At 66.7% G+C, this 16,304-nt stretch carries 16 protein-coding genes; 5 read left to right on the top strand and 11 right to left on the bottom strand.

Annotation, left to right across the window (positions count from 1 at the left end):
• The first annotated feature begins 67 nt into the window (after nucleotides 1-67).
• Nucleotides 68-598, top strand: a complete 531-nt coding sequence (locus WDM86_07065) for an inorganic diphosphatase (protein MEI9989784.1) — start codon at nucleotides 68-70, stop codon at nucleotides 596-598.
• A 30-nt stretch (nucleotides 599-628) separates the two neighbouring features.
• A complete protein-coding gene (locus WDM86_07060) occupies nucleotides 629-1,057 on the top strand; it encodes a nuclear transport factor 2 family protein (GenBank protein MEI9989783.1) in 429 nt (142 codons plus the stop codon).
• Between the two features lie 12 nt (nucleotides 1,058-1,069).
• On the opposite strand, the gene WDM86_07055 is transcribed toward WDM86_07060, so the two are convergent.
• From WDM86_07055 to argJ, 4 genes are all read right to left on the bottom strand, one after another.
• Nucleotides 1,070-1,912 (bottom strand): alpha/beta hydrolase, encoded by an 843-nt coding sequence (locus WDM86_07055; protein ID MEI9989782.1) that lies wholly within the window; start codon nucleotides 1,910-1,912, stop codon nucleotides 1,070-1,072.
• 66 nt (nucleotides 1,913-1,978) lie between these two features.
• The gene (locus tag WDM86_07050; GenBank protein ID MEI9989781.1) at nucleotides 1,979-2,533 is read right to left on the bottom strand and encodes a GNAT family N-acetyltransferase; all 555 of its coding nucleotides are present in this window, start codon (nucleotides 2,531-2,533) and stop codon (nucleotides 1,979-1,981) included.
• Entirely contained in the window at nucleotides 2,499-2,711 is a 213-nt protein-coding gene (locus WDM86_07045) for a hypothetical protein (protein MEI9989780.1), read from the bottom strand. The genes WDM86_07050 and WDM86_07045 overlap by 35 nt, the downstream gene beginning before the upstream one ends.
• A 150-nt stretch (nucleotides 2,712-2,861) precedes the next feature.
• Nucleotides 2,862-4,136 carry a bifunctional glutamate N-acetyltransferase/amino-acid acetyltransferase ArgJ gene (argJ, locus tag WDM86_07040; GenBank protein MEI9989779.1) on the bottom strand — a complete coding sequence of 425 codons (1,275 nt, stop codon included), beginning with the start codon at nucleotides 4,134-4,136 and terminating at the stop codon, nucleotides 2,862-2,864.
• 146 nt (nucleotides 4,137-4,282) lie between these two features.
• Here argJ and secA point away from each other — a divergent pair, with 146 nt between their 5' ends.
• On the top strand, nucleotides 4,283-7,072 hold the full coding sequence (gene secA / locus WDM86_07035; GenBank protein MEI9989778.1) for a preprotein translocase subunit SecA: 2,790 nt from the start codon (nucleotides 4,283-4,285) through the stop codon (nucleotides 7,070-7,072).
• 35 nt (nucleotides 7,073-7,107) lie between these two features.
• Nucleotides 7,108-8,043, top strand: coding sequence for a magnesium transporter CorA family protein (locus WDM86_07030; GenBank protein MEI9989777.1), 936 nt, complete (start codon nucleotides 7,108-7,110; stop codon nucleotides 8,041-8,043).
• A gap of 3 nt (nucleotides 8,044-8,046) precedes the next feature.
• Here the strand turns inward: WDM86_07030 and WDM86_07025 are convergent, their stop codons facing one another.
• Both WDM86_07025 and WDM86_07020 read right to left on the bottom strand, forming a co-directional pair.
• Nucleotides 8,047-8,616 (bottom strand): hypothetical protein, encoded by a 570-nt coding sequence (locus WDM86_07025; protein ID MEI9989776.1) that lies wholly within the window; start codon nucleotides 8,614-8,616, stop codon nucleotides 8,047-8,049.
• Nucleotides 8,613-9,773: a hypothetical protein gene (locus WDM86_07020; GenBank protein MEI9989775.1), complete on the bottom strand. Its 1,161-nt coding sequence runs from the start codon at nucleotides 9,771-9,773 to the stop codon at nucleotides 8,613-8,615. Before WDM86_07020 ends, WDM86_07025 begins: the two co-directional genes overlap by 4 nt.
• Between WDM86_07020 and WDM86_07015 the strand changes: the two genes are divergently transcribed.
• Entirely contained in the window at nucleotides 9,757-10,905 is a 1,149-nt protein-coding gene (locus WDM86_07015) for an epoxide hydrolase family protein (protein ID MEI9989774.1), read from the top strand. The genes WDM86_07020 and WDM86_07015 overlap by 17 nt on opposite strands.
• Nucleotides 10,906-11,054: 149 nt before the next feature.
• On the opposite strand, the gene WDM86_07010 is transcribed toward WDM86_07015, so the two are convergent.
• The 5 genes from WDM86_07010 to WDM86_06990 form a co-directional block, all read right to left on the bottom strand.
• Nucleotides 11,055-12,014, bottom strand: coding sequence for an acetyl-CoA carboxylase carboxyltransferase subunit alpha (locus WDM86_07010; GenBank protein ID MEI9989773.1), 960 nt, complete (start codon nucleotides 12,012-12,014; stop codon nucleotides 11,055-11,057).
• 203 nt (nucleotides 12,015-12,217) lie between these two features.
• A complete protein-coding gene (locus tag WDM86_07005; protein ID MEI9989772.1) occupies nucleotides 12,218-13,210 on the bottom strand; it encodes a CoA ester lyase in 993 nt (330 codons plus the stop codon).
• Nucleotides 13,211-13,364: 154 nt separating this feature from the next.
• Nucleotides 13,365-14,282 carry a site-specific tyrosine recombinase XerD gene (locus WDM86_07000; protein ID MEI9989771.1) on the bottom strand — a complete coding sequence of 306 codons (918 nt, stop codon included), beginning with the start codon at nucleotides 14,280-14,282 and terminating at the stop codon, nucleotides 13,365-13,367.
• A complete protein-coding gene (locus WDM86_06995; GenBank protein ID MEI9989770.1) occupies nucleotides 14,279-16,072 on the bottom strand; it encodes a hypothetical protein in 1,794 nt (597 codons plus the stop codon). Before WDM86_06995 ends, WDM86_07000 begins: the two co-directional genes overlap by 4 nt.
• Complete coding sequence (locus tag WDM86_06990; protein MEI9989769.1) at nucleotides 16,053-16,220, bottom strand: hypothetical protein; 168 nt, start codon at nucleotides 16,218-16,220, stop codon at nucleotides 16,053-16,055. The genes WDM86_06995 and WDM86_06990 overlap by 20 nt, the downstream gene beginning before the upstream one ends.
• Between the last annotated feature and the right edge of the window lie 84 nt (nucleotides 16,221-16,304).

Genomic DNA, 16,304 nt, shown 5'->3' with positions numbered 1-16,304 from the left:
GCCGGGGCGGCTTGTCGGCGCGGGACGGCGGACGTACCGGTCGCGCGCATCCGGCGGAACTTCGAGCATGACGGACTATCTCCACCTTCCCTCCCGCTTTCACGAAGGCGGCGTCAATGTCGTGGTCGAGACCCCGCGCGGCGCCCGTACCAAGTTCAAATATGACGGACAGCTCAAGGCCTTCCGCATGTCGCGGCCGCTGACCCTGGGGCTGCGCTATCCGTTCGACTGGGGCTTCGTGCCGTCGAGCTCAGCCGATGACGGCGATCCGCTCGACGCGCTGGTGCTGCATGACGGGGAGAGCTATCCGGGCGTCGTCATCCCCTGCCGGCCGGTCGGCGTGCTGGAAGTCATCCAGCGCGAGCACGGCAAGACGTTCCGCAACGACCGCGTGCTGTTTGTGCCGATGGCGGCGCCGCGCCAGAAGAACATGCGCGATGTGCTGTCGCTGTCCAAGCCGATGAAGCAGGAGCTGGAGGGGTTCTTCCAGGCCGCGATCGCCGGCACCGGGAAGGAACTCACCTTCGAAGGCTGGCGCGGCGCCAAAGCGGCGATGGCGGCGGTCAGGACGGCCGAGGCGAAGTTCGGCAACGGCTAGACGCCGTCGCGAAACATGGGAGAGTCCGGAATGCCGAGTTCGAAATATGCCGCCTATGATGCCGCCCGGCCTTACTTCGATCTGGTCCGGGGCGCGCTGGGCGATCTGGTCGATGGCGAGCACTTCTTCAATGTCGTCGCCGAGGACATCGTCTACGAGGTCCGCTACGACTTCCCCGGCTGGCCGCGCATCGTGCGGGGGCGGGCCGAGCTGATGGCCCGGTTCGCCGGCTATGGCGACAACATCAGGCTCCGGGCGGCGGACAAGCTGATCGCGCACAAGACGGAGGACGGCCGCGTCGTCGTGATCGAGTATGATGTCCATGGGACCATCCTCGCGACGGGCGCGACATACGACAACCGCTTCGCCTCGATCCTCGGGATCGAAAACCGGAAAATCGCGTGGTGGAGGGACTACATGGACTCGCTCGCGGCGTGGAACGCGCTGACGGCGGGCTGAACGCGGGAACGCTCAGCCTTGCGCCGCGGCGAGCTCGAAGCGCGAGGGGCCGAAGACATAGGCGTCGGGCTCGACCACCGTGCGGCGGAAGAAGTCGCCGATCATCGCCATGACCTGCGGCACCACCTTCGGATGATTGGCGAAGCCGTGCGGAAAGCCGGCGAAGAGGTGAAGATCGACCTTGCCGCCGGCCTCGCGCACCCGCGCCTCATAGGTGCGCGAGGTGTCGACCGGAACGATCCGGTCGGCGTCGCCGTGCAGCAGCATGACCGGCGGCAGGCCGGGCCCGATATGGTGGAGCGGACTGGCCAGCGCGGCCATCTCGGCCGAAATCTCCGCGCCGGGCAGAGCCGCCGCCGGGACGCCGCCCGCTGGGCGTTCGCCGCCGACATAAAAGAGGACCGGCGGATAGATCGCGGCCACGGCCGCCACCGCCGCCGAGACGCCGCCCGCGCCCTCGGGCGGATCGAGCCGCGCATCGTCGCCGCTGCCCGCCGCGAGCAAAGCGAGATGGCCGCCGGCGGAGTGGCCTTCGAGGCAAAGCTTGTCCGGGTCGAAACCGAGTTCGCCGGCGTGGCCGCGGACCCAGCGTAGCGCACGCATCACATCGTGGATCTGCGCGGGAAAACGCGCCTCGCCGACCAGGCGATATTCCGACACGATGGCAACGAAGCCTTGCGCGGCCAGCGCGGCCGCGTGCGGCGCCAGCATGGCCTTGCTGCCGCGTGCCCAGGCCCCGCCATGCAGCATGAGAGCCGCGGCGCCATTTCCGGTGCCCGACGGACGATAGATGTCGAGCGTCAGCGGCCGGTTGCCGGCATCGGCGAAGACGACGTCATAGCGGGTGTTTGTCATTTCTCACTTCCTCGCACGACAGCCTGGACTTGGTGACGGGAAGACACACGGCCACGCCGAAGCAATTCAAGAAGCGTTGGCGTCGGGAAGGTCAAGCAGGCTTTGCGCCGGCAAGACCATCAGGGGAAACTGTGTTGCGCCCTTCTGTCTCTCTCGAAACCCGAAACGCTTGTACCAGGCGGTCGCTTCGGGCGTGAGGCTGTGAAGTGCGACCCCGAGACACCCCATGTTCTGCACGATGATACGGCAGCGCCGCAGCGCGTCCATCAGTAAATAGGTTCCCAGTTGCCGACGTTGATATTCGGCGTTCACGGCCAGATAGTCGATATAAACGAACGGGACAAATCCGGCGTCGTTATAGTCGCGCACGATTTCGGCGTCGATGAGTTTGGAGTCGGAGCCGCGCATCGACAGCGAGTAAAATCCGGCCACGTCCGTCGTGCCGCGCAGCGTTGCACAGAACACGCGCGATTTGTTCGTACGGTCGCGCTCCGATGCCTTTGAACGGCACCAATCGTCGATTTCCCTGACGCCGCACTTAAATTTCGGGAATCCGGCCGTTAGAGCCAGCGGACAGATGACGACCTCACGAAAGTCCAGCGGCTGGCGGGCAGTCGTCATGGAAATTCTTCAGATAAAAGCTATAGGCGCGCCGCAACTCCGGCGTGATGCCGCCGGTGTCCCGATAGACTCTCTCGCAGAACTCGAACGCCTCCTGTTCGCTTTCGAACGGCGATTGCTTCTTGCCGCCCCCGAATGCGCGGCGCAGGAATTCGCGAATGGAAAAAGGTGCTGCCATGGCCGGTATCGATACCGATTCAAGTCCGGCAAAACGCCGGGACCGTGAGTCTAACTCCAACAAATAAATCTTACTTCAATTCCGAATGTCGTTCTATTCCGAATGTCGTTCTATCCAGGAACCGGGACATTTCCATCGATTTCGAACGAATCAACTCCTGTAAGAGCCATTGATGTCGATGTAGCCGTGGGTCAGGTCGCAGGTCCAGACGCGGGCCGAGCCCTTGCCCAGGCCGATGTCCACCGCGATCTCCACCTCGCGGCCCTTCACGGCCTTGGTCGCGGCGGCCTCGTTGTATTTCGGCGAGCGCTCGCCGTTCTCGGCCACGACCTGGGCGCCGAAGCTGATCTTCAGCCTGTCGCGGTCGGCGGGCTCGCCGGCCTTGCCGACCGCCATGACGATGCGGCCCCAGTTCGCGTCCTCGCCGGCGATGGCGGTCTTCACCAGCGGGGAGTTGGCGATGGAAAGCGCGATGCGCTTGGCGGAGTCGTCGGTCTCCGCGCCGGTCACGTCGATGCGGATCAGCTTCCGCGCGCCCTCGCCGTCGCGCACCACCTGGAGCGCCAGGCCGAGCAGCACCTTGTCGAGCGCCTGGCGAAATTCGTTCAGCCGCTTGTCGCTGGCTTTGGTGATGGTCGGATGGCTGGCACCCTTGCCAGTCGCGAACAGCAGCAGCGTGTCGCTGGTCGAGGTGTCGCTGTCCACGGTGATGGCGTTGAACGACGGCTTCACGCCCGCGCTCAGCAATTCCTGCAGCACCGGCGCCGGCAGCGTCGCGTCGGTGAAGACGAAGGACAGCATCGTCGCCATGTCCGGCGCGATCATGCCCGAGCCCTTGGCGATGCCGTTGATCGTCACCCGCTTGCCGTCGATGGTCGCCTGGGCGGTGGCGAGCTTGGGATAAGTGTCGGTGGTCATGATCGCCTCGGCGGCGGCGCGCCAGCCGCCGGCGGCGCCCTCCTCCGCCAGCGTGCCCAGGATCTTGGTTATGCGGCCGGCCGGCAGCGGCTCGCCGATCACCCCGGTCGAGGCCAGGAAGACCTCGCTCGGCTTGCAGCCGACGATGGCGGCGGCCGACTCGGCGACCTGCCGGGCGCCCTCCAGGCCGGCCTTGCCGGTGAAGGCGTTGGCGTTGCCGCTGTTGACCACCAGGGCGCGGGCGCCGCCGCCGGAAAGGCTCGCCTTGCACCAGTCCACCGGCGCCGAGGCGGTCTTGGACTTGGTGAAGACACCGGCCACTTGAGTTCCGGCGGAGAACACCGCTAGGAGCACGTCGGTGCGGTTCTTGTAGCGGACGCCCGCCTCGCCGGTGGACAGGCGCACGCCGGCCAGCGGCGGGAGGGCCGGATAAGTCTTGGGAGCCAAAGGCGATACGGCGTGGTCCGCGCCCTTTGCGGGCTTCGCCGCCGTCCTTGCCTGCGCCATCGACCGCCCCTCGTAAATCGGGCGCGGATGTGACCGGAATCCCTTGATTTGACAAGGGGGTGAGCCGTTCTTATGTCTCCCGCGCGGCTGCCATGCCGGACCAGTGCCCCACGGCCGCCCTTTCTGGCAGTTTTACGAGGAATTTCATGCTGGGTTTCAGCGGCATAGCGCAACGACTCTTCGGCTCTTCCAACGAGCGCAAGGTGAGGCCCTACAAGGCCCGGGTCGCCGAAATCAACGCCCTGGAGCCGAAATTCGCCGCCCTGACCGACGAGCAGCTCCGCGCCCAGACGCCGGCCTTCAAGGAACGCCTCGCCAAGGGCGAGACGCTGGAGGATCTTCTGCCGGAGGCCTTCGCGGTGGTCCGCGAGGCGGCCAAGCGCACCCTCGGCCAGCGGCATTACGACGTACAGCTCGTCGGCGGCATGGTCCTGCATTACGGCAACATCGCCGAGATGAAGACCGGCGAAGGCAAGACGCTGGTGGCGACCCTGGCCGTCTACCTGAACGCGCTGGCCGGCGAAGGCGTGCATGTCGTGACGGTGAACGACTACCTCGCCAGCCGCGACGCGGGCTGGATGGGACAGGTCTATACCTTCCTCGGCATGAGCGTCGGCTGCATCGTGCACGGGCTGACCGACGAGGAGCGCAAGGCCGCCTACAATTCCGACATCACCTACGGCACCAACAACGAGTTCGGCTTCGACTATCTGCGCGACAACATGAAGTATTCGATCGCGACGATGGCGCAGCGCGGCCATTCCTTCGCGATCGTCGACGAGGTGGATTCGATCCTGATCGACGAGGCGCGCACGCCGCTGATCATCTCGGGGCCGACCGACGATCTGACCGAGCTCTACAAGCGGGTCGACGCGATGATCCCGCTCTTGCGCAAGCCCGGCACCAAGAAGATCAAGAACCGCGACGGCAAGGACGTGCTGGAGGATCCGGGCGATTACGAGCTCGACGAGAAGTCGCGCAACGTGACGCTGACCGAGGCCGGCAACGAGCACATGGTCGAACTGCTCAAGGGCGTCGGCCTGCTCGAGAGCGGCGATCTCTACGACATCGAGAACATCTCGATCGTCCATCACGTCAATCAGGCGCTGAAGGCGCACACCATCTTCCAGAAGGACCGCGACTACATCGTCAAGGACGGCAAGATCGTCATCATCGACGAGTTCACCGGCCGCATGATGGAAGGACGGCGCTTCTCCGAGGGCCTGCACCAGGCGCTCGAAGCCAAGGAGCATGTCGAGGTCCAGCCGGAGAACGTGACGCTCGCCTCGATCACCTTCCAGAACTATTTCCGGCTCTACGACAAGCTGGCGGGCATGACCGGCACGGCGATGACCGAAGCCGCCGAGTTCATGGACATCTACAATCTCGACGTGATGGAAGTGCCGACCAACATGCCGGTGCGGCGCATCGATGCCGACGACGAGGTCTATCGCACCGCCGAGGAGAAGAACGACGCGATCATCAAGCTGGTCGAGGAATGCCGCAAGAAGGGCCAACCCGTCCTGGTCGGCACCACCTCGATCGAGAAGTCGGAACAGCTTTCCGAGCTGATGAAGAAGCGCAAGATCGTGCACAATGTGCTGAACGCGCGCTATCACGAGCAGGAAGCGGCCATCGTGGCGCAGGCCGGCGTCTCGGGCGCGGTGACCATCGCCACCAACATGGCCGGCCGCGGCACCGACATCCAGCTCGGCGGCAACCTCGAAATGCGCGTCAAGGTCGAGCTCGGCGGCGTGCTCGACGAGAACGAACGGGCGCGGCGGATCGACCAGATCAAGAGCGAGATCAGGATCGACAAGGAAAAGGTCATCCAGGCCGGCGGCCTCTATATCGTCGGCACCGAGCGGCACGAGAGCCGGCGCATCGACAACCAGCTGCGCGGCCGGTCCGGCCGCCAGGGCGATCCCGGCGCGTCGAAATTCTTCCTGAGCCTGCAGGACGACCTGATGCGCATCTTCGGATCGCAGCAGATGGACGCCATCCTGACCCGCCTCGGCCTGGAGAAGGGCGAGGCCATCGCCCATCCCTGGGTGAACAAGGCGCTGGAGAAGGCGCAGCAGAAGGTCGAGGCGCGCAATTTCGAGATCCGCAAGAACATCCTGAAATACGACAATGTGCTGAACGACCAGCGCAAGGTGATCTTCGAGCAGCGCCGCGAGATCATGTCGGCCGACGAGGTGACCGAGCAGGTCGAGGAATTCCGCGCCGAGGTCGTGGGCGATCTCGTCGCCGCGCACATCCCCGAGCGCGCCTATGCCGAGCAATGGGACGCCGCCGGGCTGCATGACGAAGTGCTCGACATCTTCGGCGTCGACCTGCCGATCGCCGACTGGACCAAGGAAGAAGGCATCGCCGACGAAGAGGTGCGCGACCGCATCATGTCAGCGGTCGACAAGAAGGCGGCCGAGCGCGCCGCCAATTTCGGGCCGGAACTGATCCGCTATGCCGAGAAGGCGATCCTGCTGGAGACGCTCGACCACGACTGGCGCGAGCACATCATCCAGCTCGATCATTTGCGCCAATATGTGGCGCTGCGCGGCTATGGCCAGCGCGATCCCCTGAACGAGTACAAGGGCGAGGCCTTCACGCTGTTCGAGGGCCTGCTGGGGCGCATGCGCACCGGCGTGATCCGCAAGCTGATGCATTTCCAGGTCGCGTCCGAACCGATCCCGCAGCTTGTCGATCCGTCGATCCAGTCGCTGCGCGCCTCGCACATCGATCCCTTGACCGGCGAGGACGAGTTCGCCGCGGCGCCGCCCTCGGCCGTCCTCGGCGGCCCGCGCACGGTCCCGCGCGACCGCGACGTGGCCGTCGATCCGAACGATCCCAGCACCTGGGGCAAGGTGCAGCGCAACGCGCCCTGCCCTTGCGGATCGGGCCGCAAGTTCAAGCATTGTCACGGGGCGCTGGTCTGAGGCTCTCCCGGCCGCGACGTTGAGGCGATACGCGCATGCGGCATGACTACAAGGAAAACGGGACGGCCGTCTGGGTCGACCTGCACGATCCGACGCCGCAAGAGATCGCGACCGCCTGCGAAGAGTGCCATCTGCGCATTCCCACGCGCGCCGAGCTGGACGAGATCGAGGCCTCGAGCCGGCTCCAGGCCGAGGGCGACGTGCTGACCCTGAGCGTTCCGATCACGCCCTACAATCCCGGCGTCGATCCGGTCCCGTCGCCGATCGGATTCGTGCTCACGCCGAAACTGCTCGTCACCGTGCGGTTCGACGAACTGCACTCCCTTCGCGATGCCGCGCAAAAGATGGAGCAGGACAGCAACACCTACACCAGCGCCCAGATCTTCACCCTGATCGCCGAAACCATCGTCGACTACAGCGCCGACAAGCTGGAGCACGTCCAGACCGACACCCGCACGGTATCGCGCGAGGTGTTCCACCGCGCGCCCCAAAAGCCGCACAACGTCACGCGAAGCAGCCGGATGCTGCGCGAGACGCTGATCAAGCTCGGCGACATGGGCGAGCGGCTGTCGGAAACCCGCGAAACGCTGCTGACGCTCCAGCGCACCCTGCCCTTCGTGGCGGACCGCGGCGCCAAATGGATCGGCGACGACGTGACCCTGCGCCTCAAGACGGCGACCGCCGACATCCAGTCGCTCAACGATTTCGAGACCCATCTGACCGACAAGGTGCAGTTCCTGCTCGACGCGACGCTGGGCTTCATCAACAACGAGCAGAACGACATGTTCAAGGTGCTGACCATCGCCTCGGTGGTCGGCATCCCGCCGGTGTTCATCGCCGGGCTCTACGGCATGAACTTCCAGAACCAGCCGGAATATCACTGGGCGTACGGCTACGAGTGGGGCTGGCTGCTGATCATCGTGAGCACGATCATCCCCATCGCGTGGTTCAAATGGCGGGGATGGTGGTGAGGTTCAGCGCGCGGCGGCCGCGAGCTCCGGATCCGTCAAGACCTTCGTCGCCAGCTTGTCGAACAGTCCGGTGAAATTGTTGATCGCATCGGGGATGGCGATGGCGCCGAGGAATGACGAGTCCCATTTCGCGTCCACGCGATAGGGCTTCTCGAACACGGTCTTGCCGTCCTTGCTGAGTGTGATCGTGGCGGCGAGCGATGCGGTGCCCGTCCCGATCGCCGAATCCAGACTACGGTCGGTCAGCACGCCGCTCAGGACCAGCGTTGCGTTGGGATCGAACCGGCCAGCGGCGCGCAGCTCGGACTCGAAGGTGGTCTTCAGATAACCCGAGAAGGTGCCGCCGGGGGCGGTGACCTCGTTGATCGCCCGGATCGTGGTCGAGCGATCCTCGCCCGTGGAGACCTTCGGTCCCGGCACGAAGGAGCCGACCGCCATCGGCGCAAGATCGACCTTGCGCAGCGTCTGGATGGTGTCGATGTTGGTTTGCGGCGTGCCGATATCGTGGGCGCAGGCGCCCACGCCAAGCGAAAAGGCGGCGACGACCAGGCCGCGCAGCAGCATGCGACTCATTTGGGGAATCCCGGATCGCGCGCCAGCGCATCGAGCGCATTGCCGACGCATTTGTGCGTCATGACCCGGATCGCTTCCGTGCCGTTCGACATCTTCCGCGCGTGGTCCGGAGTCGGCGCCGTCGCGCCGAGCGAGGTGTAGATGGCATCGCGCACCTGCTTGGTGATCCGCGTCGCGCCGGTACCGCCGAGATAATCGGCGGTGCAGATATAGCCGTCGCCGACCGTGCTGCCGACGAGGCCAAAGGTAAGGCCGGTCGCGAAGCCCTTGATGAAGGCGTCGTCGCTGAGCGGCACATTGTTGATCGTCACCTGCAGCACGGCGCCGCCATCCTGCGGATCATTGCCGACCTTCGAGAACAGCCCGCTGTCCTGGACCGCTACCGTCACGGTATCGCGGATCTGGTCGCGGGCGGCGGTGTTGGTCACGCCCTTGGTTTGGAAATCGAACAGGAGCTGGACCGGCCGGGGCGTTGGCACCGTGGCGCGCTCCGCGGCGGTCAGATCGTGCGTCGTGTTGTCGACGTAGAAGGCCGCACAGGCCCCGAGGCAGGCGAGCGCCCCGGCGGCGGCGGCGCGCGCAAGCACGCGCCCAACGGCATGCATGATGGACAAGCATTTCCCCGATCGACGCGCCGCTCCGGCGGCGGCCCCAATTGCTCGGAGGATTCTTAAACGGCTATCCCTGCCCCGGCAAGGTATTCGCGACGGAGCCACACCGCTTCCCGCAGCCACCGGGCCGTGATCGCGTTTTGCGTCCCGCTTTTTTTCACCGCCATCGGCCGCGGCAAGGGCATCGAGGCGACGGAGCAGGAACGCGCCCTGGCCAGCGGTGGCGATTTGCGCGGCGGCGCCAGCGGTCAACATGACCAAGCCCGGCACGATGTACAAAAAATCAGGCGGCAAGAGCGGCGTGGTGCGCAAGCTCTCCGCCGGCATGATGCTTTCATCCCACGGCGAAAAGGACGGCGTGTGGTAGGAAGTCTCCGACGAACTCGGCAACAGGGGCTGGGTGTCGTCGCTGCTGTTCGAACTGGCGAAGTAACGCTGCCGCCATGGCAGGCGAAAGGGGGCTTCGGCCCCCTTTTTGTTTCGCGCGCGGCGGATCAACATGCGCCCAGGAAAATTCGAGGAATCCGCCATGACGCCCTTCACCATCGACGTGTCGCAGAAGACGCTCGATTCCATCCGCGCCAAGGTGCGCGCCTATGAGTGGCACGAGATGCCGCTCGACGACGGCGTGGAAGGCTCCTGGGCCTATGGCGCCAATCTGGATTTCATGAAGGCGCTCTGCGCCTATTGGGTGGACGGCTATGATTGGCGCGGCTGGGAGTCCGAGCTGAACGCCTATCCGCAATTCATTGCGCCGGTCGACGGCATCGACCTGCATTTTTATTACGAGAAGGGTTCGGGCGCGACGCCCAAGCCGATCATCCTCAGCCATGGCTGGCCGGGCTCGGTGTTCGAGTTCCTTCACCTCATCGACAAGCTGGCGCATCCCGAGCGGCATGGCGGCAGCGTGCACGACGCGTTCACCGTCGTCGTGCCATCGCTGCCCGGCTATGGCTGGTCGGGCAAGCCCAAGCGCCCGGTCGGGCCGCGCCGCACCGCCGCGCTGTTCGACAAGCTGATGACCGAGGTGCTGGATCTGCCAGGCTATATCGCGCAGGGCGGCGATTGGGGAAGCGTGATCTCGGCTTACATGTCCTATGAGGGCCAGGGCTGCCGCGCCGCGCATCTGAACATGATGGGCTGGGGGTCGCCGGGAGTTGTTCCCGAGACGGAGGAGGAAAAGGCGCATGCCGCCAAGGCGGCGCAGCTTTTCGAGATGGAGGGCGCCTATTTCCGCGAGCAGACGACCAAGCCGCAGACCCTGTCCTACGGCATGATGGATTCGCCGGTCGGCACCGCGGCGTGGATCGTGGAGAAATTCCACGGCTGGTCCGACACGCGAAAGGGATTTGAGAACGTCTATACCAAGGACCAATTGCTGACGAACGTGATGATCTATCTGGCGACGCGGACGTTCAACACCGCGACCTGGATGTATCGCGGCCGGGCGGAGGAGGCGTTCATCAACCCGCTGCCGAAAGGCGCGCGGCTCGACAAGCCGACCGGCATCGCGGCGTTTCCGGTGGACCTCATCCCCTTCCCGCCGCGCAGCCAGGTGGAGCGCAGCATCAATGTGGCGCATTGGACGAGCTTCGCGGAAGGCGGCCACTTCGCCGCGCTGGAACGGCCGGACGATCTGGTGGGAAGCATTCGGGCGTTCGCGCGGGGGCTTACCTGATTTCCTCCCCCGCGTTTGCGGGGGAGGTGGCGCGCCGTAGCGAAGCGGAGGCGTGACGGAGGGGGCCTGCCGCAGGCGCCGCCGGGCGGTGCAAGGCCCCCTCCGCCTCGCTGCGCTCGGCACCTCCCCCGCCAACGCGGGGGAGGAAACTAAACCAGCAAATCCCGGCCCATCGCGAGATACTTCTCCCGCCGCTCCTTGCGGAGCTGGTCGCCGGGGACGCGGTCCATCTCGGCGATGGCGCGCCCGATCTGCTCGCCGACATTCAGGATCGTTTCGTCCGGCGCGCGGTGGGCGCCGCCGACCGGCTCGGGGATGATCGCGTCGATCACCTTCAGGTTCAGGCAATCCTGCGCCGTGACGCGCATCGCGATCGCCGCTTCCTGCGTCTTGTCCTGCTTGCGCCACAGGATCGAGGCGCAGCCCTCCGGCGAGATCACCGAATAGACCGAATGCTCCAGCATGAAGACGCGGTTGGCGGTGGCGATGGCGAGCGCGCCGCCCGAGCCGCCCTCGCCGATGATGACGGTCACGAAGGGCACGCGGATCTCGAGGCCCGCCTGGGTGGAGCGCGCGATGGCCTCGGACTGGCCGCGCTCCTCCGCCGCGACGCCGTTGAAGGCGCCGGCGGTGTCGACCAACGAGATCACCGGCAGGCCGAAGCGATCGGCCAGCGCGAAGACACGCTCGGCCTTGCGGTAGCCCTCCGGCATCGCCATGCCGAAATTGTGCTTGAGGCGGGTCTTGGTGTCGTTGCCCTTCTCGTGGCCGAGCACCGCCACCGCGCGGCCGCGAAAGCGCGCCAGCGCCGCGACGATCGCGTTGTCGTCGCCGAAGGAACGGTCGCCGGCGAGCGGGGTGAATTCGTCGAACAGGCTCCTTGCGTAATCGGAAAAGTGCGGCCGGCCGGGATGGCGCGCGACCTGGACCTTCTGCCAGGCGGTGAGCTTGGCGTAGGTGTCCTTGATCAGGCCGTCGGCGCGGGTCTGCAGGCGGCCGACCTCGGCGTCGATCTGCATCGCCGGGTCTTCCTCGGCGAGCTTGCGAAGCTCGACGATCTTGCCCTCCAGCTCGGCGATGGGGCGTTCGAAATCCAGATAGGCGTGCATGGTCTCTCGCTAGGGTCCGGATGAAAAATGAGCCCCGGCGGGCGAAAAGGCCGGAAAACGGGGATTTCCGTTCCGGCCAACCCCACTGATATGCGCAATCGCGGTCATAAATCCAGAGGGCCCGACGTCTTAACCCTGGTAACGCCCCGCAGCCGGCAATGGTTGTCGGGCTTCGCGCCGAGAACGGCGGCGGGCGGGCGGCGTCAGGACTTCGCGGATTTCTCCTTGATCATCGCCATCTGCTTGACGATCACTTCGGCCTGGCGGATCGAGGCGGCGTCGATCAGGACGCCGCCGAGCGAGGCGGCGCCCGAGCCCGTGCTGTGCGCGTCCTTCATCGAATCCAGGATCGCCTGGGCGCGGGCGACTTCCTTTTCGGGCGGCGTGAAGATCTCGTTGCAGAGCTCGACCTGGCTGGGATGGATCGCCCATTTGCCTTCGCAGCCCAGAATCGCGGTGCGGTTGGCCTGGGCGCGGAAACCGTCCGGGTCCTGGTAGTCGCCGAACGGGCCGTCGATGGCGACGAGGCCGTGGGCGCGGGCCGCCTGCACCAGCTTGAACAGCGGGTAGTACCACAGGTCGTTCCAGTGCCGCGCGCGCGCGCCGGACGCGTCCTTGTCGGTGAGCATGACGTAGTCGGCGTTGCCGCCGCCGATATTGGTGGTGCGCATGCCCTGGCTGGCGGCGTAGTCGGCGGCGCCGAAATGCAGCGTCTCCATCCGTTTCGACGATGCGGCGATCTCGTCGATATTGGTCAGGCCGAGGACGGATTCGATGATGACTTCGAGGCCGATCTTCTTCCTGCGCCCGGCGGTCATGGAGCACTGCGTCACCAGCCAGTCGATGGCGTAGACGTCCTTGGCGTTCGCGACCTTGGGGATCATGATGGCGTCGAGTTTCTCGCCGCCCTTCCCCACCAGCGCGATCACGTCCTTGTAGCACCAGCCGGTGTCGAGGCCGTTGATGCGCACGGTGACGATCTTGCCCTTCCAGTCGATATCGTTGAGCGCGGCCACGACGTTGTCGCGCGCCTTGTCCTTGTCGGCGGGGGCGACGGCGTCCTCGAGGTCGAGGCAGACGCAGTCGGCGGCGCCGGCGGCGGCCTTCTCGAAGAAGGCGGTCTTGGAGCCCGGCACGAAGAGCTTGGAGCGGTAGATGCGCACCGGCGCAAGGCGTTCGATGGTGGTGAAGGACACGGGTTTTCTCTCCATCCCCACGCTGTCATGGCCCGCGAATGCGGGCCACCCAGTTGAGGCAATTACGACAGCAAAGATGATGCTGCGATCCGAGCAGGCGCCGCAAGAGCGGTTTAATGTCACCTGGGTCGCCCGCATGCGCGGGCGATGACACCTAGGATTTATGGCGCCGCCGCGAAAGCGGGTGGGCGTTCTCCATCACCTGCGTCAGGCGGTCCTTGGCGACATGGGTGTAGATTTCCGTCGTCGCGATGTCGGAATGGCCGAGCAGGGTCTGCACGCTGCGCAGATCGGCGCCGCCCTCCACCAGATGGGTCGCGAAGGCGTGGCGCAGGACGTGCGGCGAGAGCTTGTCGGGGTCGATGTTGGCCTTCAGCGCCAGCTCCTTCAGCATCTGGTGCAGGCGGCGGCGCGTCAGATGACCCTCGGCGGAGCGCGAGGGAAAGAGAAAGCGCTCGGCATGGCCGCGGCGCAGGCCGGCGGGGAGGAATTCCTCGCGCACGGCCATGTAGGACTTGATCGCATCGCGGGCGTGATCGTTGAGCGGCGCCAGGCGCTCCTTGCCGCCCTTGCCCTTCACCAGCAGGAAGCCGTCGCGGCTGCGCACGGTGGCAAGCGGCAGCGTCGCGAGCTCGGAGACGCGCAGGCCCGAGGCGTAAAGCATCTCGACCACGCAGAGCAGCCGCAAGCCTTCGGCGGATTTCTCCGATTGTGTCCGCGCGGCGGCGATCAGCGTGTCGAGATCCTCGCGCGACAGCACCTTGGGCAGCGGCCTTTGGCGGCGCGGCGCGTCGATGGCGTCGGTCGGGTCGTCCTTACGGATGCCCTCGGAATAGAGGAAGGCGAAGAACTGGCGCAGCGCGGAGAGCCGCCGTGCCTGGGTCGAGCCGGCGATGCCCGATTGCGACAGCCGCGCGAGATAGGCCTTGATGTCGTCGCGGCTGGCGTCGCGCGCGCCCCTGGCGGCGGCGGCGAAATCGAGCAGGTCGCGGCGATAGGCGGCGATCGTGTTGATGCTCGCGCCGCGCTCGGCGCCCATCATGTCGAGGAAGGCCTCGATCAGGTCCTTCATGGCGCCTGCATGGCGAGCGCCTCGACGCCGAGCGCCCGCGCCTCGTTCGGCAGGCCCGCCTGCACCAGGATGCGCGCGCATTCGATGACCACGTCGGCCGGCAGATCGCCCGGGCCGTTGACGCCGACGATGTCGAGCACGCGCAGCGCGACCTCGCCCTTGCGGCCCGGCTGCGAGGCGGCCTCTTCCAGCTTGCGGATCTCGTCGCCGTCCGGCCGCGTGCCCGGCCAGTGCATGGCTTCCAGGTTCGCGGCGAGCGAGCGCGCCGCCGGCGGCATCGACCGGCCGAGCACGTCGGCCAGCCCCAGCGCCAGCGCGGCCTGCGCGTCGGGACTTTTCTGCGGCGCGGCGCTGGCCGCGAACCAGCCATAGGCAGCCTGCGCCCCCGCGTCCCGCGTGGCATTCGGCGCGGCGAGATCGACCAGAATCCGGAACGTCTGCAAGTCGTCGCCATCGGCGGCGCCGGCGAACCAGGCCGAGGCGGCGTCGATCTTGCCGTTCAGGACAAGGGCGTGCGGGATCTGGGGGCGGCCCTTGGCCACGGTGGCGTCCGGCTTGATCGACAGCGCGACATCGCCCTGGAGCGCGGCGGTCTGCGGCAGCCGGTCGGGATGGCCGCCGGCGGACAGCGCCGCGAGCAGCAGATCGGTCTTGACCGGCGGTCGCGATTCCAGAAGAGCGGCGCGGCGCAGAAGGCCCTGCGACGGCAGGAAGGTGAGCTTGGCGGCGTTGGCCTGCGCCTGCGCGAGGTCTTTCGCCGGGATCGCCTGTAGATTGAGGATCGCGAGCATTTCGGCGTTCGACAGCGCGCCGGTCGCCGCGATGCGCGCCGCCGCGGCGAGGCGGTCGGCCGGCGGGTTTCGCGCCTCGCGCGCGGCGAGGACGTTCGCCGCCGTCCCGAGCTTGGCGGCGATGGCGTTGGTCACGGCCAATCCTGCCTTGCGCAGCAGATAGATGTGCAGCGATGTCGGATGATCGATGGCGGCGACCGGCCGCTTGGCGCCGGTCAGCACGTCGGCGGCGAGGCTGTCGAAGGCCGGGTCCTTGACGCCGGTCCCGTCCAGCGCCGCATGCGCCAGCTCGGCCGAGGCGGTGTCGCCGCCGGCCGCGAAGCAATAGACCCGCAGCTCCAGCCAGAACGGATCGGGCGCGGTCTGCCGCGTCGCGGTCAGGTCGCTGCACACATCCTTGTCGCGGCCGGCATAGAGCAAGGCATCGGCCTGCACGCGCGCGAAGTCCGGGTCGTTGTCGAGATGCAGCGAGGCGGCGATGGTGCCGGCGTCGTCGATCGCGCCGCCCTGCAACAGCTTCTCGACGCGGATGGTGACGAGGGCGCGTTTGGCGGCGCCGGTCGGCGCGTCGGACGGGGTCAGCAGGATCCGGCGCGACAGGCCGCGCACGAAGGGATCGGCGCTGACGAACGGGATGCGGCCGAGCAGATCCTCGATCGCCTCGCGCGGGGCATTGACCCACATGGACTGGCCGAGCCCGCCATGGGCTTCGTCCAGCGTACCGACCGGCGGGCCGTCGACCAGGCCGCTGAGATCGCCCTGCACCACCGAGGATTGCGCCGGATTGCCGAGGATGCCCGGCTTGTACTCGACCGGCGCGGTGTCGGCGGCGGGCGGCTGGTCGTCCGGCGGCGGCGGGGTGTCGGTCGTGACCGGAGCGGGGCCACCGAGCGGCGTCGGCGCGCCGGTGGCGGCCGGCGGCTGGTCCTGGGCCGCGGCGGCGCTCACCGCCAGCGCCAGGACGGCGGCGAAAACGAGGCTAGCGCGGCAACTGGTCATTGGGCACGGTGAGTTCGACCGGATGGCGTTGCGGCTCGATCCGGCCGCCATAGACCGCCAGCCCGACAGCGGCCAGCAGGACCAGCACGCCGACGCCGATCGCGATCCACAAGCCCCAACCCGACGGCTCCCTGTAATTGCTGCGCATGGCAAACTCCTGGAGGTTTGTGGCGGAATTGCAGGCGGTTAGGCAAGACCTGCTGGCAGGAAACGCCAAGGGCGTGTAAGCGGA

It is taken from the genome of Rhizomicrobium sp., assembly GCA_037200045.1.
Lineage (GTDB): Bacteria > Pseudomonadota > Alphaproteobacteria > Micropepsales > Micropepsaceae > Rhizomicrobium.
Note: the sequence above shows the minus strand (reverse complement) of the source record. Positions and strands in the feature narration are given on the sequence as shown.